Here is a 15191-nt window from a genome sequence, read left to right as displayed (position 1 = left end):
TGGCTGTGTCGGGGGAGCGCTGAAGGAAGCTCGCGAGGTAGCGCACGGCACGGATGTAGGCAGATTGCGTCTTGGGGCCGAGCTTGCGCATGCGCATGTCGTCGAGCAAGCGCTGGCGCAGTGGTGAAACCGCCGGTGTGGAAGGGGTCATGATCGTGCTCCTGTCGAAGAACGAGGCCGATTGCCTCGGTTCTCAACATAGACAGGGGCGCAATGCCTATCCGCACCGCGGCCATTGCGGCGGGCTACCGCGCGAGCGGTTTAGTCCGTGGGCCCTAAACGGTCGGACGCCTTTCTCCGAAGAGGTCATTCAAACGGCTCAGTTTTCATCGAGCCCGCTTGTAGGTTTCAACTGCTTAGACGCTTAACTCTTTGAGCAAACGACTACTTGCGTCGAAGGTGTGAATCTTCGTAATTCTCTTTGTTTGCCAGGTTCTCCCAAACCACCTCACACCCTTGTGGAAGCGCCGTGCTGACATCGCTGGCAGGTCTGTTTCCATCCTTAATCAAGCGCACGCGCTTTGGGCCAAAGACAACGGTGTAGCTTGCGCCTTGCTCTGGAGAAAACGACACGATTGGTTGAACAACGGAGAAGGTATTTGTAGCGCCTGGGTAGATCCCTCCGAATGCTTCAAGTGTGTACTGCGGCATCGACACTCCGATGTGCCGACCTGAAGGAATGTTGATTTCAAGTTGCTTGACGTTGGGATAGCCTGCTACGCCCGCATTCAGCAATCCTACAAATTTTGTTCCTTTTACGTCGCACAGATCGCCGTCATGGAAATTCACATGCAAATTTTTTGAATCAATGCCCTCGAAAGTCACCCGTAGTTTTGCAACTTCGCCTTCTTTTGGCTCTGTGTAATTCGGTCTGACGCTCTGACAGGCAACGAGCAGAAAAGCCGCTGTGCAAGCACAAACCAAGAGGGACAGGCGACTGAAATTCATCGACATTTTGGGAGTGACAAGTGGAAGAGCGAGCCGTCCAGATGGCCGCTTATGACCGGCTGCGGCCATATCTTTCTTTGGCCCACGGCCAAGGCGATCTGATAGGCGATGTGCTCGACCTGCCCCTTTCCTGGATGGTCGTCAGGCACCACTTCGATCGCTTCTACCTCGAGGAAAGCTCCACACTCGGAGTTCGCTCGGCCGACGCCGGAAAGTATCTCGGACACATGGTTTGAAAGGTCAAATTGCACCACGCTTTCCGTGCGGTCCAGTGCGAGCAGTCGAACGATCCGCGGACCATCGGGTGGGGCCGTTCCAAATCGAATCGAAACCAGCACACACGTCGACCCCGTCACGTGCTGGTAGCGGTAGAAGACCGAGCGTTGGATACGTGCAATGTCCATTCTGAAAGACTGATCCGGATGAAAAGTTCTGGCCGAATCGTGCCGGCGTGAAAGAGATCGGCTGTTGAAGCCCAGCGGCTCAATTGACCTGAGTTACGTAACCAGAGGTCCAGTTGTCCTCATCGAGGCGGTACTCGCTGATGTGGAAACCTTCGCCCGCGCCAACACCGGCATGGGATGAGTCGACGATATCGGGATGATCTCGAAATCCCGGAGCACTCGCCATCCGCCTAGCGGCCGCCTGGGCACTGTGGAGCGACCGATAGACTCCGATCAGCTTTACATCCTCCTCTTCCTGCGGCAGAAGCAGGTGGACATGCTGAACGACAAAGACGGTATTCATTGGGCTCAGGGTGTGTATGTCTGACTCCGGCCGATAGTACCCCCTCCGACCAGCGCCATCGAACGTCAGCAACTGGCCGAACCTCGTCGCTGAAGGACCTGTCACCACAGACACTTGCCTACCTCGTCGTAGACCACGGCGCTTGGGATTTCTTTGAGCCAGTCCGCAATCCAGATGATGTGGTTCGTGAAGAGCTGGCTCTCGTCCTGTGCAAAAACAAAGCGTATGCGATTGACGGGCGGGCCGCCAGGGAATTCGGCACCTGCCTCTTGCGCGAGCGCTGCATCTGCGGCCACTTCCGAGCCGCTCTCGCATGTCACGGAAAAACTCCATGTTGGCCAGCGATAGAGCAGCCGGGGCACGCTCCGAAACGGCAAGCTACTAGACGACACATCCGGCCGAGTGCTGCATTCCCCCTGGAAAAGTCCGGTTAGCTTGGGCTCCAGGGCCTCCAGCGGCTCGACGTCGTCGGCTGATGTGATGAATGCGTGAAGAGTAAGCATCGGTCAGGTACAGGGGATAAATTGTTGAGGATTTCGGGGGCGTCGCATTCACCACCCGGCTCCCCGCGAATTCTGACGCGCGGCCGACCGCCCGGTTCCGGCCGTTAGTTATCGGCACTGAGCTAGGAGCCATGCCTTGAGATCCGTTATCTCGCGCCAGACTTGAATCGGGTCTGCCTCGATTGCGAATGGCTCTGCGGATTCATCGAATGCCATCAGAACCTCAGCCAGCCGGTCACGATGATCCGGTTCAAGCGCGTCCCAGAATGCTCTGCGGTCATCGCTCGAGTAGAGAAGCCGGAAGGTCTGCCCGCCAACCTCGGCCCATGTGTAAAGACCCTTCTGATACCACTCCAGGAGAGATCGATAGTCGTCGATTTTGTTCATGTTCCCCCTGAACTAGACACTGCTGTGGAGCGGTCGCCCTGAACTTCCGCTGTTGGCTGACTGTAGCCGGCGGCTCTGCCTTCGCGAAGGGGCCCATGGCTGCCTGTTGGATTTCGGCAAGGCGGACATTTCTCAACAGGTGCCAGCAAACGGTACTTCCGGCTTGCCACACAAAAATTCGATTTCAACCCTTCGATGTACTTGACCGGCAGGGAGAGCAGGAACGTCAGTCCGCCGTGCTGTTACGCATATGTCGGAGCGAGCTACCCCGTGGGCAACCAACAGTGCTGCTACGGAATCTGCGCGTTTCAAAGACAGCTGGCGCCTTTTGGCTTCTGGGCCCTCGCTCGGATCAGCGATGCCCTGAAGTACCCAGTACTGGGTCATACACCATTCCTGCTTGTGTTCTAGCAACCGGGCCGGCCTCGTCATAAGGTCAAGAACCTTCTGACGTTGGTCTGCTGAAAGAGCCCACGCTTGCGCCTCGAACTTGGCGTCGCCAGCCCATTTGCCATCGAAAAACATACGACTCGCGTCTGGAGGCGGCGGCGCCGGATTTGGCTGGCCAAGCGACAGGTCTGACAACACTGTCAAAAGCAGAAAGAAACAAAGTCTACTTTTCACACGTCCCCCATTGAAAAGCGCTCTGCAAATGTCCGGTCTTGGCCGCACTCTGTCTTCGATGCCCACACAGCATCACGACTTTCGCGGGTCATTGCGGGGTCGTACTTGAAGTTCTTGTTCGGCCGGAATGCTCCGGAGACCATCCAGCAAGTCTTCATAGGCGGGGCAGTCGCCCGCGCGCACAGCGCCGCGCCGGAAGTCACATGTCAACGTAGCCCCGTTCCCCGGACGAGCATGCTCTTCGTATGTCAGCGGGGAGCCGCGCTGAAACCGAATCACCAGGACGCGCTCGCCCATCTCGTTCCACATCGTTTGACAGCCGGTGTATCCGGCACTCACCTTGCGAGGGAAGACGAAGAAATAGTTTCCATTGCTGGCGTTCACACCGGCAGCGCGAGGAGGCTTCTTCAACGCACAGGTCCTTTCGGCCCACGCTGGCGCCATCAGCGCCAGCGCTCCAAATGCGACTGCGGCCAGCCGTACGAACCTTGGGAGAGCCCCAATAGTCATAGGCAACGAAGCTGATGTGCCGAAGGCCTGCTCATGGCGGCTCGTTCATCCATGCAGAGCGTGCAGCGCGGCATGCAGCGCAGTACCAAACGCTAACAAGCGTTGGCATATCCATCCGGCCCTCTGTCGACACCGGGTCAGCGGCTGCATGCGGAAACGTGCCCCGCCTTGCATCGAGGTATGTCTGGCTGTAGTCGATGCATCCGTCGATCACCTCGACGACTTCAGACTGCAGCAAACCATCATGCAGCTCGCAGACCCTCAGCGCGTCTGCGAGCTGTGTCATGTCCAACTGCCGCTCAGGATGGAGCGCGAAGAATTTCTTGAGTTCGACTTCCTGCCAGTATCGAAGTCGCCGCGCTGTTCCGGCCGCTACGAATCGGCGATACCCGTCTTCCCCAAGCGCCGTGCGGAACTCAGATCTGAACAGAGCGTAGTCAATCGAATTCACATTGAACGAGCTGAAGCGGCCAGTGGAATCTAAGGTGTAGCCTGAAAGCCGACGGCGACCGGCTGCCTTTGTGAGAATTCTGCCTCAACACCCAGCGGCTGCTTCTGGCCGAACCTAGCCGTTTGCTACTGACTACTAGGTGAGCCAAAAACCTGCCTCGGCCAAATTTGCCCTTCCGCACGCCGGGCAGCAAAGAGCGGCAGGGGGAGTGCGAAGTAAAGTTCCGACGCAACCGCACGCCATGCAACGCATCGCTGATACTTCCGCCGGCACCGGCTCTTCCGTTTCGAGCCATGGAAGCACCATATCACCATGCTGAGGTCGAGCGTGATATGCGATACGGTCAGCTTGCGACAGGCCGAAGAGTGGGTTTCGCTCACGGCCAATGGTCTCCCGATGAGACTGGATCTCGATCTTTTCAAGATCTTCTACGATCTGAAGGGCTTGGCTAGCGGAGGTGGATTCGACCAGCGTGAATGGCACATCCCTCGCAATCGCTAGCGCTTCCGGAAGGGTCGTCTTTGGTTTGCGGAACTTTTGAACTCGCACCACGACGCGGTCAAGCGCGTCTGGAGGGAAAGAGTCAACAATGATCTTCTGGACGTCAAAGTACTCTGGACCCGAGTCGCGTATCCCATGCTTGATCGCATGTTGCGTCCCGCATGCTCCACAGGGAACGAGGCTTCTGCCGCTGAAGCCGTCTTTATGATTAGTGAAGTAGCCACCAATAGAGACCCTAAGGTCACAGCTCGGACATGTCAGATCGGTCGGCATTCTCGGAAGTGCAAATTTGCTGTTGAGCTAATTTTTCCGGGCGCTGCGACCGACCGATTTTGGGCCGGAAGGCGAGATGGGTTTTGCTCGCAAGACCGCGTCTGTAGCCGAAGTTCCCTCAATGCGTACGCGATCAAGCCCGGGCTCGGAGGATGTTCCAGTTGTGGACACAGTAGCCCGTGACCTGAGTTGAAGCGCGCTCTGGCGTCTCGGCCACCTCCGCGACAACCGCAAAGCCGGGAAGGTATTGCCCTTCGCTATCGTGGCGGTAATACATCTCGTCGCCATCATCAAATTCGAATGCCTCAGACGTTGGCAGCGCTGCCAGCATGTCACCGACCCGCACGCCTTCGTATGTGCCCAAATAGCCCTCGAAAACGTAAATGCACCCAAGTTGCTCGCGCGCCGAAAATACGAGTCGGACGACGTCTGAACCAAAGAATATCGTGACACCTCCGTGGCCACCAAAGTTTCGGAGGACAAGGGCTCCCTCGTTCGCTGCCAGTTCGGCGCTGAGGTGAAAGTCAGGAGTGTAGTCAACATGACTAACGTCTTGAAGGAACGGTTCTATGCTCGATAGTGACTGACCTATCCTGAATCCTGCGGCGGAGTTTCCTGGCTCAATGGGGGCATAGAGATCAAGCATTTTGGATGTCAGGCCATCTGTGAGCGTCCATTGCGAACGGCCGGTTCTGGCCGTGTGCTGCCTTCATGGAACATATGCGGCAAGCTCCTCCACGAGCTTGTCCGCATCGTGCAGGCCATCCAGCATCAGCGGCGGCGCGCCCGCGAGAACCAATTTTATGGGCTCGAATTTTGACGCCTGCTCGACCGACTGCAGTTGGTCGAGTCTGATGCGTTGCTCACCGACTGCAGACCGGTAGACGAGCTGATGCGCGAGAACTTCCACTTCAATATGCCGCGCTGCCGCGACCTTGAGGACATGGAATTGATTGAGCTTCCGGTGGTAGACCGCGGCGACAACGAAAGCTGCGGCGCCGATGAGTACCGCCGGGAGGCCGAATTGCCATATCGCTACAGCACAGATCCCGGAAGCAATCGCGTAGCCATAGAAAAGCTTTGAGTTGCGTTCGCTTTCCAAGCGGCTCAAATAGGCCGTACTCAACCGATAAATCACTTGTTAACCCTCTTGACGACCTATCTTAGCCGTGCGCTTCCAGCGAAGAAGCTGGACAACCGGGACGGATGTCTGCTGCTGGCCGACTGTAGCCCGTTGCTTGCCCGACACTTCGGGGCACGGGTAGGTCCTAGAAGGCACCGCAAAGCAGTCGCCGGGCTCAGACCGTCTGCCGTCGAAGCCCAGATTCGAGCGCGCCGTCGAGAGCTGCCCATAGCTTCGGCACCGTGTCTTCGCGTGGCTTTCCTCGCTCAATATAGGCCGCCATCGCACGACGCGCATCTTCTTCGCGCCCTGAAAGCGCATGGCAAAACGCGGCTGCCGCGGGCAACTGTGTGTACGTGCCTGCCTCGGGGCGGTTGCTCAGCGTGACAACATGGTCGTATATCGTTTGCCCACCCAACTGCCAGAAGTCCTGTGCTTGGCGCACGGCGCTTGAAAGCCGGGATGTCATGCCTTCAAGCAGGCCCTGTTCACCCCACATGTATGAGAGGTTGAGTTCTGCGGATTGTCCGTCGATGAACGCATCAAAAATCGCCGATTTCTCGGTGCGATGCCACTGCATTTTTCCCGCCACAAGGTGGGGCACAAAATCGAACGAATACCCCCATCGCGGGGCAACAACACCGCCTTTGAGTTGTACGTAGGCGAAGACACGGCGAATGGGCGCATCTTTGCTGTCGACCCAGTGAAGTGGCTTTACCTCGACGAAGCGATCTGCGCCGAGATATGTAGCAATCACGGGCCCAATATGGGACTGAACCGCGGAAATGGTCAGAAGGTTGAAATCGCTCATGGAGGCGGGGTCTACGACGTCTTAGGGTCACAAGCACTCTATTCGAGTGTCCGGTCGTGGCCGGCTGAAGTCAAAGCTGCGCCTTGCAGGCGAGACCCTTCCAAGAGAGCGTCACGTCCGCCCTCGCCTTTTCCGCGACAACTCGTTCCCCGGTCGGAAACCAAGACGCGCTTCGGGATCATGAGTCCACATGAAATAAAAAAACCGCCATAAGGCGGTCTTTTCTTCCTAAGCAGAAGCCAACTGAATGACTCCACAAAGGCGGAGTGGTGCGGAGATGTTATCCCAGATCTGGCGCGGTATGCCCGATAAAGTTGAATTCACTCTGTCGATGCTTGAACTCGGCTCAGTTCGAAAAGGTGCCGCTGCGGCAGTTGACGCTAGCTAGCCTTCGGACAAGATCTGGGGACGGGCCTCCAGAGATCCGAATGCGCTACATCTACGGGGCGGAAAATCGTGGCGTTGACCTCTAGTGCTAGCTAATCAGGGCAAACGTGCTAGTCCAAAATTCCAATCTAAGTGACGCAAATTGTGGGGAATTCCATCTTGAGTGAAACAAGGGTTCCATTCTGGATGAGCGGTTGCGTCGCAAGTGGTTGATTTCAAACAGGCGGTAGTTCCCTGCTGAGTGAAAACCGACATCTATCGCCGGAATAGCCAAAGCCTACCAGCGGATGCCAAGTCTTAGGAACAGCTTGGACAACACGAAAAGGGGACCGACCCAGAGATATTGGATGTCTTCGAAGAACGATGGCTTCTTGCCTTCAATCTTGTGGCCCACGAACTGGAAGACCCAGGCCACTACAAAGATAGCGGCTGAAACCGGCAATACAAGTCCCCCGAGCGCATGCACCACCACCAGCGCCAGGGCGGTCAGGACGAGCATGGCCGCCAGGAAGGCCGGGGCCCTTAGCAGCACGTAGTAGACGAGGCTGGCGGCCACGAAGAGATAGGCCACCCAGGGGTGGATCGAAAACAGCAGCCCGACGATGCTCAGCATGATGGCCGGGATGGCCACGAAGTGAATCAGCTCATTGGTCGGATTGCGATGGCTTTCCTCGTAGTGGGCGAGCAGGCGGTCGACCTTGCGGTCGCTGGCTTCGAGGGGAGCGGCGGCTGTGTGCGTCATGGCGAGTCTCCGTGGGCGCCGTGCGATGCGGCGGGACTTTCCATGGTGCCCACAGAGAAGCCCGATGGCAAGCGCGCATGCCATGTGAAAATGCTATCAAATAGGTAGCATAAAGAACTACAGCCACGCCGGTTGCCATTACTTTTTGCACTGTCACCAGAAGGTTGCACGGCTAAGATCGGCAGGTGCCTCCCTTCGACTCTCCTCCCGCCTCCCGATCGCCGGCCGCGGAGTCCGGTACGGCCGCCCGCACGCCTCGGGCGATCCTGGTCGTCGACGACCACGACCTGCTGCGCCTGGGCGTCTGCGCCCTGGTACAGGCCCAGTCCGGTCCCTCCGACGCGCGCATCGAAGTCTTCGAGGCCAGCAACGTCGCCGACGCGCTGCGGCTCTACGAAGCCAACCAGTCTTCCATCGGGCTGGTGCTGCTCGACCTGGCGCTTCCCGACACCCATGGCCTCAGCGGCCTGGCCGAGTTCCGGATGCGCTTTCCCGAGGCGCGCATCGTGGTGCTCTCGGGTACCGGCAACAGCACCCTGGCCCAGGGCGTGCTCGCGCTGGGCGCGGCCGCCTTCCTGCCGAAATCGGCGGACCTGAAGGAGGTCGTGAGCTTCATCCGCGCCTGCGGCCTGCTCGATGGCGGCCCCGACACCACGCAACAGCAGCAACCGGCGGCAGGCTCGGCCATGCCCGGCAAGGCGCTCAGCGGCTACGCCGAGTTCGCCCACGCCAGCGCCTGGCAGGAACTCACGCCGCGGCAGATGCAGGTGCTGCAATGGGTGCTGGAAGGCAAGGCCAACAAGGAGATCGCCCAGCTCGCGAACCTGAGCGAAGGCACGGTGAAGAACCATGTCTCGACCATCCTGCTGCTCTTCGGCATGCGTTCTCGCGCCCAGCTGATCAGCACCCTGCATTGAGCGTGCAGCCCGCCGCGCCGACCGCCCCGACCGCCGACCACGCGCTCGGCCTGCGGGTGCTGCGCGAGCACGTCGCCTCGGTCTACAGCACCTACAGCGCCTCGACGCTCACGCACATGGCCTTCGTGGTCGTGTTCGGCAGCATCATCTATTCTCAGCTGAAGGACCCGAGCCTCCTGTTCTGGCTCGCCGGCCTGCTGATGGCCGACGTCTACGTCTTCTTCACGCCGCGCTGGACGCCGTCGCGGCCGGTGCGCGAGAGCGCCTACTGGGCGCGCAAGATCTCGCGCGTGGTCACGCTGGTGAGCATGGTCACGGCGGTGGTGCCGTGGCTGATCGTGCCGCACAACAACCTGCCGATGACCTCGCTTCTGATGGCGGTGATCGTCGGCAGCTGCGCGCGGGCGGCGCAGTCGCTGTGGCCGCTGAAGCCGGCGCTCTTCGGCTACACCATGCCGATGTCGCTGGGGATGATCACCGCGCTGGCCTGGCAGGGCGACGGGCTGCACCTGTTCCTGGCGGCGGCCGGCGCGGCCTACCTGCTGCTGACGCTCCATGCCGGTATCGGCCAGCACAGGCTGCTGACCGAGTCGCTGATGCTGCGTTTCGAGAACGAGGCGCTGGCCGCGCGGCTCGGCGAGCAGATTGCCGCCACCGAGCGCGCGAGCGAAGAGAAGACCCGCTTCCTCGGCACCGCCAGCCACGACCTGCGCCAGCCGCTGCACGCCATCGCGCTCTTCGGCGCCGCCCTCGAGAACGAGCTGCGCGACCGCCCCGAAGGCCGAAACGCCGAGCGCCTGATGCGCGCAGTGAACGCGCTGGGCGCCTCGCTCGACACCATGCTCGACGTCTCGCGCCTGGACGCCGGCGTGATCACGCCGGCGCCCCAGCCGGTGCAGCTCGATGCGCTGTTCCTGCCGCTCAACCACACCTTCGCGGCACGCGCCGAGCAGAAAGAGCTTCAGCTGCGCGTGCGCGCCAGCGGCCTGTGGGTGCACAGCGACCCGCAGCTGCTGCACCGCATGCTGTCGAACCTGATGGACAACGCGCTGAAGTACACGATGCGCGGCGGCGTGACCGTCACGGCGCGGGAGCGCGGCGAGTCGGTGTGGATCGAGGTGCGCGACACCGGCATCGGCATCGCGCCCGAGCAGTCGGGCCGGATCTTCGAGGAGTTCTACCAGATCAACAATCCGGGCCGCGACCGCTCGCGGGGGCTGGGCATCGGGCTGTCGATCGTGCAGCGGCTGTCGCGACTGCTGGGCCATCCGGTCCAGATGCATTCGCGCCCGGGGCGGGGCACGCATTTCCGGGTGGTGGTGCCCGTCGCGAGCGCCCCCGAACGGGCGCCGGCCGGGCTGCTGCCGGCCTCCCTGTCCGGAGCGAGTGCCGGTGAGCGCAGGGCGCCGACGCTGGCGCTGCCCGGCCGCGTGCTGCTGCTCGACGACGAACTGGAGATCCGCGAGGCCATGATGGGCCTGCTGCGCTCCCATTCCATCGACGCCCAGGCCGTGGCGAACGAGGCTGCCGCCGATGCCGCCCTGCGCCATGCTGCACGCGAAGGGCGGCCCTTCGATCTGCTGATGTGCGACTACCGCCTGGCCGACGGCGTCGACGGCCTCGATGCAGGTCTGCGCCTGAGCCAGTCCGACGGCGCGGCGATGCCGCTGCTGCTCATCACCGGCGAGACCTCGCCAGACCGGCTGCAGCGCGTGCGCGAGTCGCAGGTACCGGTGCTCTTCAAGCCGGTGGTGGCCGACCAACTGCTGCAGGCGATGGCCGAGCTCAAGGTTGCCGGACAGCTCGGGCCGGCCTCGGCCGGTTAGCCTGCAATTGAATTCTTTTCTATTATTTTTGACGCCAGAAGCGGTGCGTAGGCGTTGTCTTCTGCGCTCCCATGACTTTCGACACTGGTGGATGGGGGCACGGTGACCTATCTTCACTGCATCGCGTTTCCGCGACAGGAGTAGGTAGGGGAGAGAGAGAAAAAGTGATCGGCCCCGGCGCAAGCCGGGGCCGTTTTTTTCTTGTCGGCCTGTCCGGCCGGCTTATCCCAGCAGGGCCTGCGCGAATTCGCGGGCGTTGAAGGTTTCGAGGTCTTCCAGCTTCTCGCCCACACCGATGAAGTAGACCGGAATCGGCTTTTCCCGCGCGATGGCGCACAGCACGCCGCCCTTGGCCGTGCCATCGAGCTTGGTCACGATCAGCCCGGTGAGGCCCAGCGTCTCGTCGAAGGCCTTGACCTGCGCCAGCGCGTTCTGGCCGGTGTTGCCGTCGATCACCAGCAGCACCTCGTGCGGCGCCGTGCCGTCGGCCTTGGTGACGACGCGCTTGATCTTCTTGAGCTCGTCCATCAGGTGCAGCTGCGTCGGCAGGCGGCCGGCCGTGTCGACCAGCACCACGTCCTTGCCGCGGGCCTTGCCGGCGTTCACCGCGTCGAAGCTCACGGCCGACGGGTCGCCGCCTTCCTGGCTCACGATCTCGACGGTGTTGCGGTCGGCCCAGACCAGCAACTGCTCGCGCGCCGCCGCCCGGAAGGTGTCGGCCGCCGCCAGCAGCACCGAGGCGCCTTCGTCGGCCAGGTGCTTGGTGAGCTTGCCGATGGAGGTGGTCTTGCCCGCGCCGTTGACGCCGGCCACCATGATCACGGTGGGCGTGAACTGGCCGATGACCAGCGGCTTCTCGAGCGGCTTCAGCAGGTCGGCCACGGTCTCGGCCAGCAATGCCTTGACCTGCGAGGCGTCGGTGGCCATCTGGCGCTTGACGCGGCCGCGCAGGTCGTCGAGCAGGAACTCGGTCGCCTTCACGCCGGTGTCGGCCATCAGCAGGGCGGATTCGAGTTCCTCGTACAGATCCTCATCGATCTTCGCGTTGACGAACACGGCCTGGATGCCGGTGCCGGTCTTGCGCAGGCCGGTCTTGAGCTTGTCGAACCAGCCCTTGCGCTCGGTGGCGATGGCGGCGGGTTCGGCAACCGGCGCGGCGGCGACTGGAGCCGGCGCGGGCGCGGGTACGGGCGCGGGGGCGGGGGCGGGGGCGGGGGCGGGTGCCGCGGGCGCAGGGGGCGGGGAGGGCAGCACGACCGGGGCTGCGGCCGGTGACGGTGCCACCGCGGGGGCAGGGCCTGGCGCGGGCGCCGGTGCGGCGACGGGCGCTGGCGCCGGCTTTTCTTCCGCCGCCGGCTTCGAGCCGAACCAGCTCGAAGGCGAGAACACCGAGCGCGAGGGCGCGGCTTCAGGTGCAGGCGCAGCCGGGGCCGGCGGGGTGGCTGCCGGCGCTTCGGTCGCCTCGGGAGGCGGTTTTTTCTTGAAGAAACTGAACATCGGGAGCTTTTTACAATCCGAGCCATTCTATGAAACACCTCCCGCCACGCCGTGCTGCGTCTGGTGCGGTGCTGGCGATGGCGCTCCTGGCGCCGTGGGCCGTGCCTGCCCAGGCCCAATCCGCCCCGCCTTCCGCCGCCGCAGCAGCAGCGGCTCCCGGTCCCCAGCAATTCACGCTCGCCAACGGCATGACGCTGATCGTCCAGCCCGACCGGCGCTCGCCCACGGCGGTGCAGATGGTCTGGGTCCGCGTCGGCTCCATCGATGAGGTCGACGGCACCTCCGGCGTGGCCCATGCGCTCGAACACATGATGTTCAAGGGCACCAAGGACATCAAGCCCGGCGAGTTCTCCCGCCGCGTCGCCGCCCTCGGCGGCCAGGAGAACGCCTTCACCACCCGCGACTACACCGGCTACTACCAGCAGATCCCGGTCGGCAGCCTCGAGCAGGTGATGAAGCTCGAATCGGACCGCTTCGCCAACAACCAGTGGCCCGACGACGAGTTCAAGCGCGAGATCGAGGTGGTCAAGGAAGAGCGCCGCCTGCGCACCGAAGACCAGCCGCGCGCCCTGCTCGGCGAGCAGCAGAACGCCGCCGTCTTCACCGCCTCTCCTTATCACCGCCCCGTGGTCGGCTGGATGAGCGACCTCGACGCCATGACGCCCGATGACGCGCGCGCGTTCTTCAGGCAGTGGTACGTGCCCGCCAACGCCGTCGTCGTGGTGGCCGGCGACGTTGACGTGGCGCAGGTGCGCGCCATGGCCGAGAAGTACTACGGCCGGATCCCCGCGCGCGCCGTGCCCGCGCGCAAGCCGCGCATCGAGCCGGCGCAGCGCGGCATCCGCCGCATCGAGCTGAAGGCGCCGGCCGAGCAGGCCTACGTGTCGCTCGCCTACCGCGTGCCGCAGCTCGCCAGCATCGACGACGTGAACAGCGACGCCTGGGCGCTGGTGGTGCTCTCGGCCGTGCTCGACGGCTATTCCGGCGCCCGGCTCGACCGCGCGCTGACCCAGGGGCCCGACCGCGTCGCCGATTCGGCCGGTGCGTACTCGGGCTTCATCGGACGCGGCCCGCAGCTCTTCGTGCTCGACGGCGTTCCGGCCGCCGGCAAGAGTGCGGAGGTGGTCGAGGCCGCGCTGCGCGCCCAGGTCGCGCGCATCGCCAAGGAAGGCGTGGGCGAGGCCGAACTGGCCCGCGTCAAGACCCAGTGGGTGGCGAGCGAGACCTACAAGCGCGACTCCGTGATGGCGCAGGCGCGCGAACTCGGCAGCAACTGGATCCAGGGCCTTCCGCTGGACGCCAGCGAGCGCATCGTCGCGCGGCTGCAATCCGTCACGGCCGCCCAGGTGCAGGCCGTGGCCGCCAAGTACTTCGGCGACGACCAGCTCACCGTCGCCACGCTGCGTCCCCTGCCGCCCGAGTCCAAGCCGCGCGGCCGCGGTTTCGCCGCCCCCGCGGGCGAGATGCGCTGAAAGGTCACCATTCCCATGCAGAACACTCTCATGAAGACCGCGCGCCGCGCCCTGCTCGCCAGCGTCGTCGCCGTGGCGGGCATCCCAGGCGCGCAGGCCGCGCTGCCCATCCAGCACTGGACGCTGGCCAACGGCGCCAAGATCTACCTGGTGTCGACCAACGCGCTGCCGATCGTCGATGCGCAGCTCGACTTCGACGCGGGCAGCCGCCGCGACCCTGCCGCGCAGGCCGGCCTGGCCAGCGTGACCGCGACCATGGTCGAGAAGGGCGTGCGCGCCGGCAGGAACGGCGAGCCCGCGCTCGACCAGAACGCCCTGGGCGAGGCCTGGGCCGATCTGGGCGCGAGCTTCGACGTGAGCGCGGGCACAGACCGCACCAGCTATTCGCTGCGCTCGCTGTCCGATCCGGCGCTGCTGAACAAGGCGGTGGCGCTCGCAGCACGCGAGATCGGCGAGCCCTCCTTCCCTGACGACGTGTGGCAGCGCGAGCGCGAGCGCATCAACGCCGCCATCAAGGAGGCCAACACCAAGCCCGCCACCGTGGCCGGCCGCGCTTTCGCGGCCGATGTCTACGGCGTGCATCCCTACGGCCAGGAAGTGAAGGAGGAGACGCTCGCGCGCATCGACACCGCCGCCATGCGCCAGCGCTACCAGCAGCTCATCGTGCCGTGCCGCGCGAAGCTCAGCATCGTCGGCGCGGTCACGCGCGCGGAGGCCGAGACCATCGCCACCACGCTGCTGTCGCGCCTGCCCGGCCCCGAAGCCTGCACGCCGCTGCCGGCCATCGCACCGGTGGCTGCCCTGACCGCGCCGAAGGACGAGCGCATCGCCTTCGATTCGGCGCAGGCCCACGTGCTCATCGGCCAGCCCGGCTATCCGCGCAAGGACCCGGACCACTTCGCGCTCACGCTGGGCAACTACGTGCTGGGCGGCGGCGGTTTCGTCTCGCGCCTGATGAACGAGGTGCGCGAGAAGCGCGGCCTCACCTACAGCATCTACAGCGGCTTCGCGCCGGGGCTTGAGGCGGGCGCGTTCCGCGTCGGCTTCCAGACCCGGCCCGACCAGGCCGAGGAGGCCGTCAAGGTGTCGCGCGAGGTGCTCGCGAAGTTCGTGGCCGAGGGCCCGACCGCTGCCGAGCTGAAGGCCGCCAAGGACAACCTGATCGGCGGCTTCCCGCTGCTCCTGGACAGCAACCGCAAGCTGATCGGCAACGTCGCCAACATCGCCTGGCACGACCTGCCGCTGGACTACCTCGACACCTGGACCGCGCGCATGAACGCGGTCACCGCCGCCGACGTGAAGGCCGCCTTCCAGCGCAAGCTGCAGCCCGAGCGGATGGTGACGGTGGTGGTGGGCGGCAAGGAAGCCAAGACCGCCAAGGCGCAGCCGCAGACGGCTTCGCAGTGATCTCCTTCCCCTCCTGCGGGGCACCGCGGAGCCGGCCTTGCCGGGCTGCCGCTGTCGCCGCGGCG

16 protein-coding genes are annotated in these 15191 nt (G+C 63.3%); 5 read left to right on the top strand and 11 right to left on the bottom strand.

What is annotated here, in order from left to right; genetic code table 11:
* The 6 genes from G369_RS39640 to G369_RS0134245 form a co-directional block, all read right to left on the bottom strand.
* Positions 1-151, bottom strand: a 151-nt coding sequence (locus G369_RS39640) for a phage integrase N-terminal SAM-like domain-containing protein (RefSeq protein ID WP_038116859.1), incomplete at its 3' end; no start/stop codon positions are given.
* 233 nt (positions 152-384) lie between these two features.
* Positions 385-954, bottom strand: coding sequence for a hypothetical protein (locus G369_RS38930; protein WP_157773865.1), 570 nt, complete (start codon positions 952-954; stop codon positions 385-387).
* On the bottom strand, positions 945-1352 hold the full coding sequence (locus G369_RS39185) for a hypothetical protein (protein ID WP_167333989.1): 408 nt from the start codon (positions 1350-1352) through the stop codon (positions 945-947). The genes G369_RS38930 and G369_RS39185 overlap by 10 nt, the downstream gene beginning before the upstream one ends.
* A gap of 79 nt (positions 1353-1431) precedes the next feature.
* On the bottom strand, positions 1432-1695 hold the full coding sequence (locus G369_RS37960) for a DUF7336 domain-containing protein (protein WP_080647977.1): 264 nt from the start codon (positions 1693-1695) through the stop codon (positions 1432-1434).
* 101 nt (positions 1696-1796) lie between these two features.
* Positions 1797-2015 (bottom strand): hypothetical protein, encoded by a 219-nt coding sequence (locus G369_RS39285; protein WP_208604426.1) that lies wholly within the window; start codon positions 2013-2015, stop codon positions 1797-1799.
* A 291-nt stretch (positions 2016-2306) separates the two neighbouring features.
* Positions 2307-2585 (bottom strand): hypothetical protein, encoded by a 279-nt coding sequence (locus G369_RS0134245; RefSeq protein ID WP_019658592.1) that lies wholly within the window; start codon positions 2583-2585, stop codon positions 2307-2309.
* A gap of 1378 nt (positions 2586-3963) precedes the next feature.
* Between G369_RS0134245 and G369_RS38925 the strand changes: the two genes are divergently transcribed.
* Positions 3964-4203, top strand: coding sequence for a hypothetical protein (locus G369_RS38925; RefSeq protein WP_157773863.1), 240 nt, complete (start codon positions 3964-3966; stop codon positions 4201-4203).
* 874 nt (positions 4204-5077) lie between these two features.
* On the opposite strand, the gene G369_RS38920 is transcribed toward G369_RS38925, so the two are convergent.
* The 4 genes from G369_RS38920 to G369_RS0134225 all read right to left on the bottom strand — a co-directional run bounded on the left by G369_RS38920 (position 5078) and on the right by G369_RS0134225 (position 8007).
* Entirely contained in the window at positions 5078-5590 is a 513-nt protein-coding gene (locus G369_RS38920; protein WP_157773862.1) for a hypothetical protein, read from the bottom strand.
* Positions 5591-5653: 63 nt separating this feature from the next.
* A complete protein-coding gene (locus G369_RS0134230; RefSeq protein ID WP_244164428.1) occupies positions 5654-6046 on the bottom strand; it encodes a hypothetical protein in 393 nt (130 codons plus the stop codon).
* A 196-nt stretch (positions 6047-6242) separates the two neighbouring features.
* On the bottom strand, positions 6243-6878 hold the full coding sequence (locus G369_RS38915) for a hypothetical protein (RefSeq protein WP_157773861.1): 636 nt from the start codon (positions 6876-6878) through the stop codon (positions 6243-6245).
* Positions 6879-7542: 664 nt separating this feature from the next.
* On the bottom strand, positions 7543-8007 hold the full coding sequence (locus G369_RS0134225) for an Mpo1 family 2-hydroxy fatty acid dioxygenase (RefSeq protein WP_019658587.1): 465 nt from the start codon (positions 8005-8007) through the stop codon (positions 7543-7545).
* A gap of 185 nt (positions 8008-8192) precedes the next feature.
* Between G369_RS0134225 and G369_RS0134220 the strand changes: the two genes are divergently transcribed.
* Positions 8193-8924 (top strand): response regulator transcription factor, encoded by a 732-nt coding sequence (locus G369_RS0134220; protein WP_019658586.1) that lies wholly within the window; start codon positions 8193-8195, stop codon positions 8922-8924.
* Positions 8921-10750 carry an ATP-binding response regulator gene (locus G369_RS0134215; protein WP_019658585.1) on the top strand — a complete coding sequence of 610 codons (1830 nt, stop codon included), beginning with the start codon at positions 8921-8923 and terminating at the stop codon, positions 10748-10750. The genes G369_RS0134220 and G369_RS0134215 overlap by 4 nt, the downstream gene beginning before the upstream one ends.
* Before the next feature lie 222 nt (positions 10751-10972).
* Here G369_RS0134215 and ftsY read toward each other — a convergent pair whose 3' ends face one another.
* Positions 10973-12247, bottom strand: coding sequence for a signal recognition particle-docking protein FtsY (gene ftsY / locus G369_RS0134210; RefSeq protein WP_019658584.1), 1275 nt, complete (start codon positions 12245-12247; stop codon positions 10973-10975).
* A gap of 77 nt (positions 12248-12324) precedes the next feature.
* Between ftsY and G369_RS0134205 the strand changes: the two genes are divergently transcribed.
* Positions 12325-13719, top strand: a complete 1395-nt coding sequence (locus G369_RS0134205) for a M16 family metallopeptidase (protein WP_026346865.1) — start codon at positions 12325-12327, stop codon at positions 13717-13719.
* 15 nt (positions 13720-13734) lie between these two features.
* Positions 13735-15126, top strand: coding sequence for a M16 family metallopeptidase (locus tag G369_RS0134200; RefSeq protein ID WP_019658582.1), 1392 nt, complete (start codon positions 13735-13737; stop codon positions 15124-15126).
* Positions 15127-15191 lie beyond the last annotated feature (65 nt).

This window comes from Variovorax atrisoli 110B, assembly GCF_000382045.1.
Taxonomy (GTDB): domain Bacteria; phylum Pseudomonadota; class Gammaproteobacteria; order Burkholderiales; family Burkholderiaceae_C; genus Variovorax; species Variovorax atrisoli.
The sequence above is the reverse complement of the archived record's forward strand: the minus strand, read 5'-3'. Positions and strand labels throughout refer to the sequence as shown.

Bases quoted from the DNA above. Each gene is read 5' to 3' on its own strand.
- G369_RS39185 (WP_167333989.1), bottom strand. From the start codon at position 1,352: ATGGACATTGCACGTATCCAACGCTCGGTCTTCTACCGCTACCAGCAC.
- G369_RS38925 (WP_157773863.1), top strand. From the start codon at position 3,964: ATGCAGCTCGCAGACCCTCAGCGCGTCTGCGAGCTGTGTCATGTCCAA.
- G369_RS0134205 (WP_026346865.1), top strand. From the start codon at position 12,325: ATGGCGCTCCTGGCGCCGTGGGCCGTGCCTGCCCAGGCCCAATCCGCC.
- G369_RS0134225 (WP_019658587.1), bottom strand. From the start codon at position 8,007: ATGACGCACACAGCCGCCGCTCCCCTCGAAGCCAGCGACCGCAAGGTC.
- G369_RS38930 (WP_157773865.1), bottom strand. From the start codon at position 954: ATGTCGATGAATTTCAGTCGCCTGTCCCTCTTGGTTTGTGCTTGCACA.
- ftsY (WP_019658584.1), bottom strand. From the start codon at position 12,247: ATGTTCAGTTTCTTCAAGAAAAAACCGCCTCCCGAGGCGACCGAAGCG.
- G369_RS38915 (WP_157773861.1), bottom strand. From the start codon at position 6,878: ATGAGCGATTTCAACCTTCTGACCATTTCCGCGGTTCAGTCCCATATT.
- G369_RS0134200 (WP_019658582.1), top strand. From the start codon at position 13,735: ATGCAGAACACTCTCATGAAGACCGCGCGCCGCGCCCTGCTCGCCAGC.
- G369_RS38920 (WP_157773862.1), bottom strand. From the start codon at position 5,590: ATGCTTGATCTCTATGCCCCCATTGAGCCAGGAAACTCCGCCGCAGGA.
- G369_RS0134245 (WP_019658592.1), bottom strand. From the start codon at position 2,585: ATGAACAAAATCGACGACTATCGATCTCTCCTGGAGTGGTATCAGAAG.
- G369_RS37960 (WP_080647977.1), bottom strand. From the start codon at position 1,695: ATGAATACCGTCTTTGTCGTTCAGCATGTCCACCTGCTTCTGCCGCAG.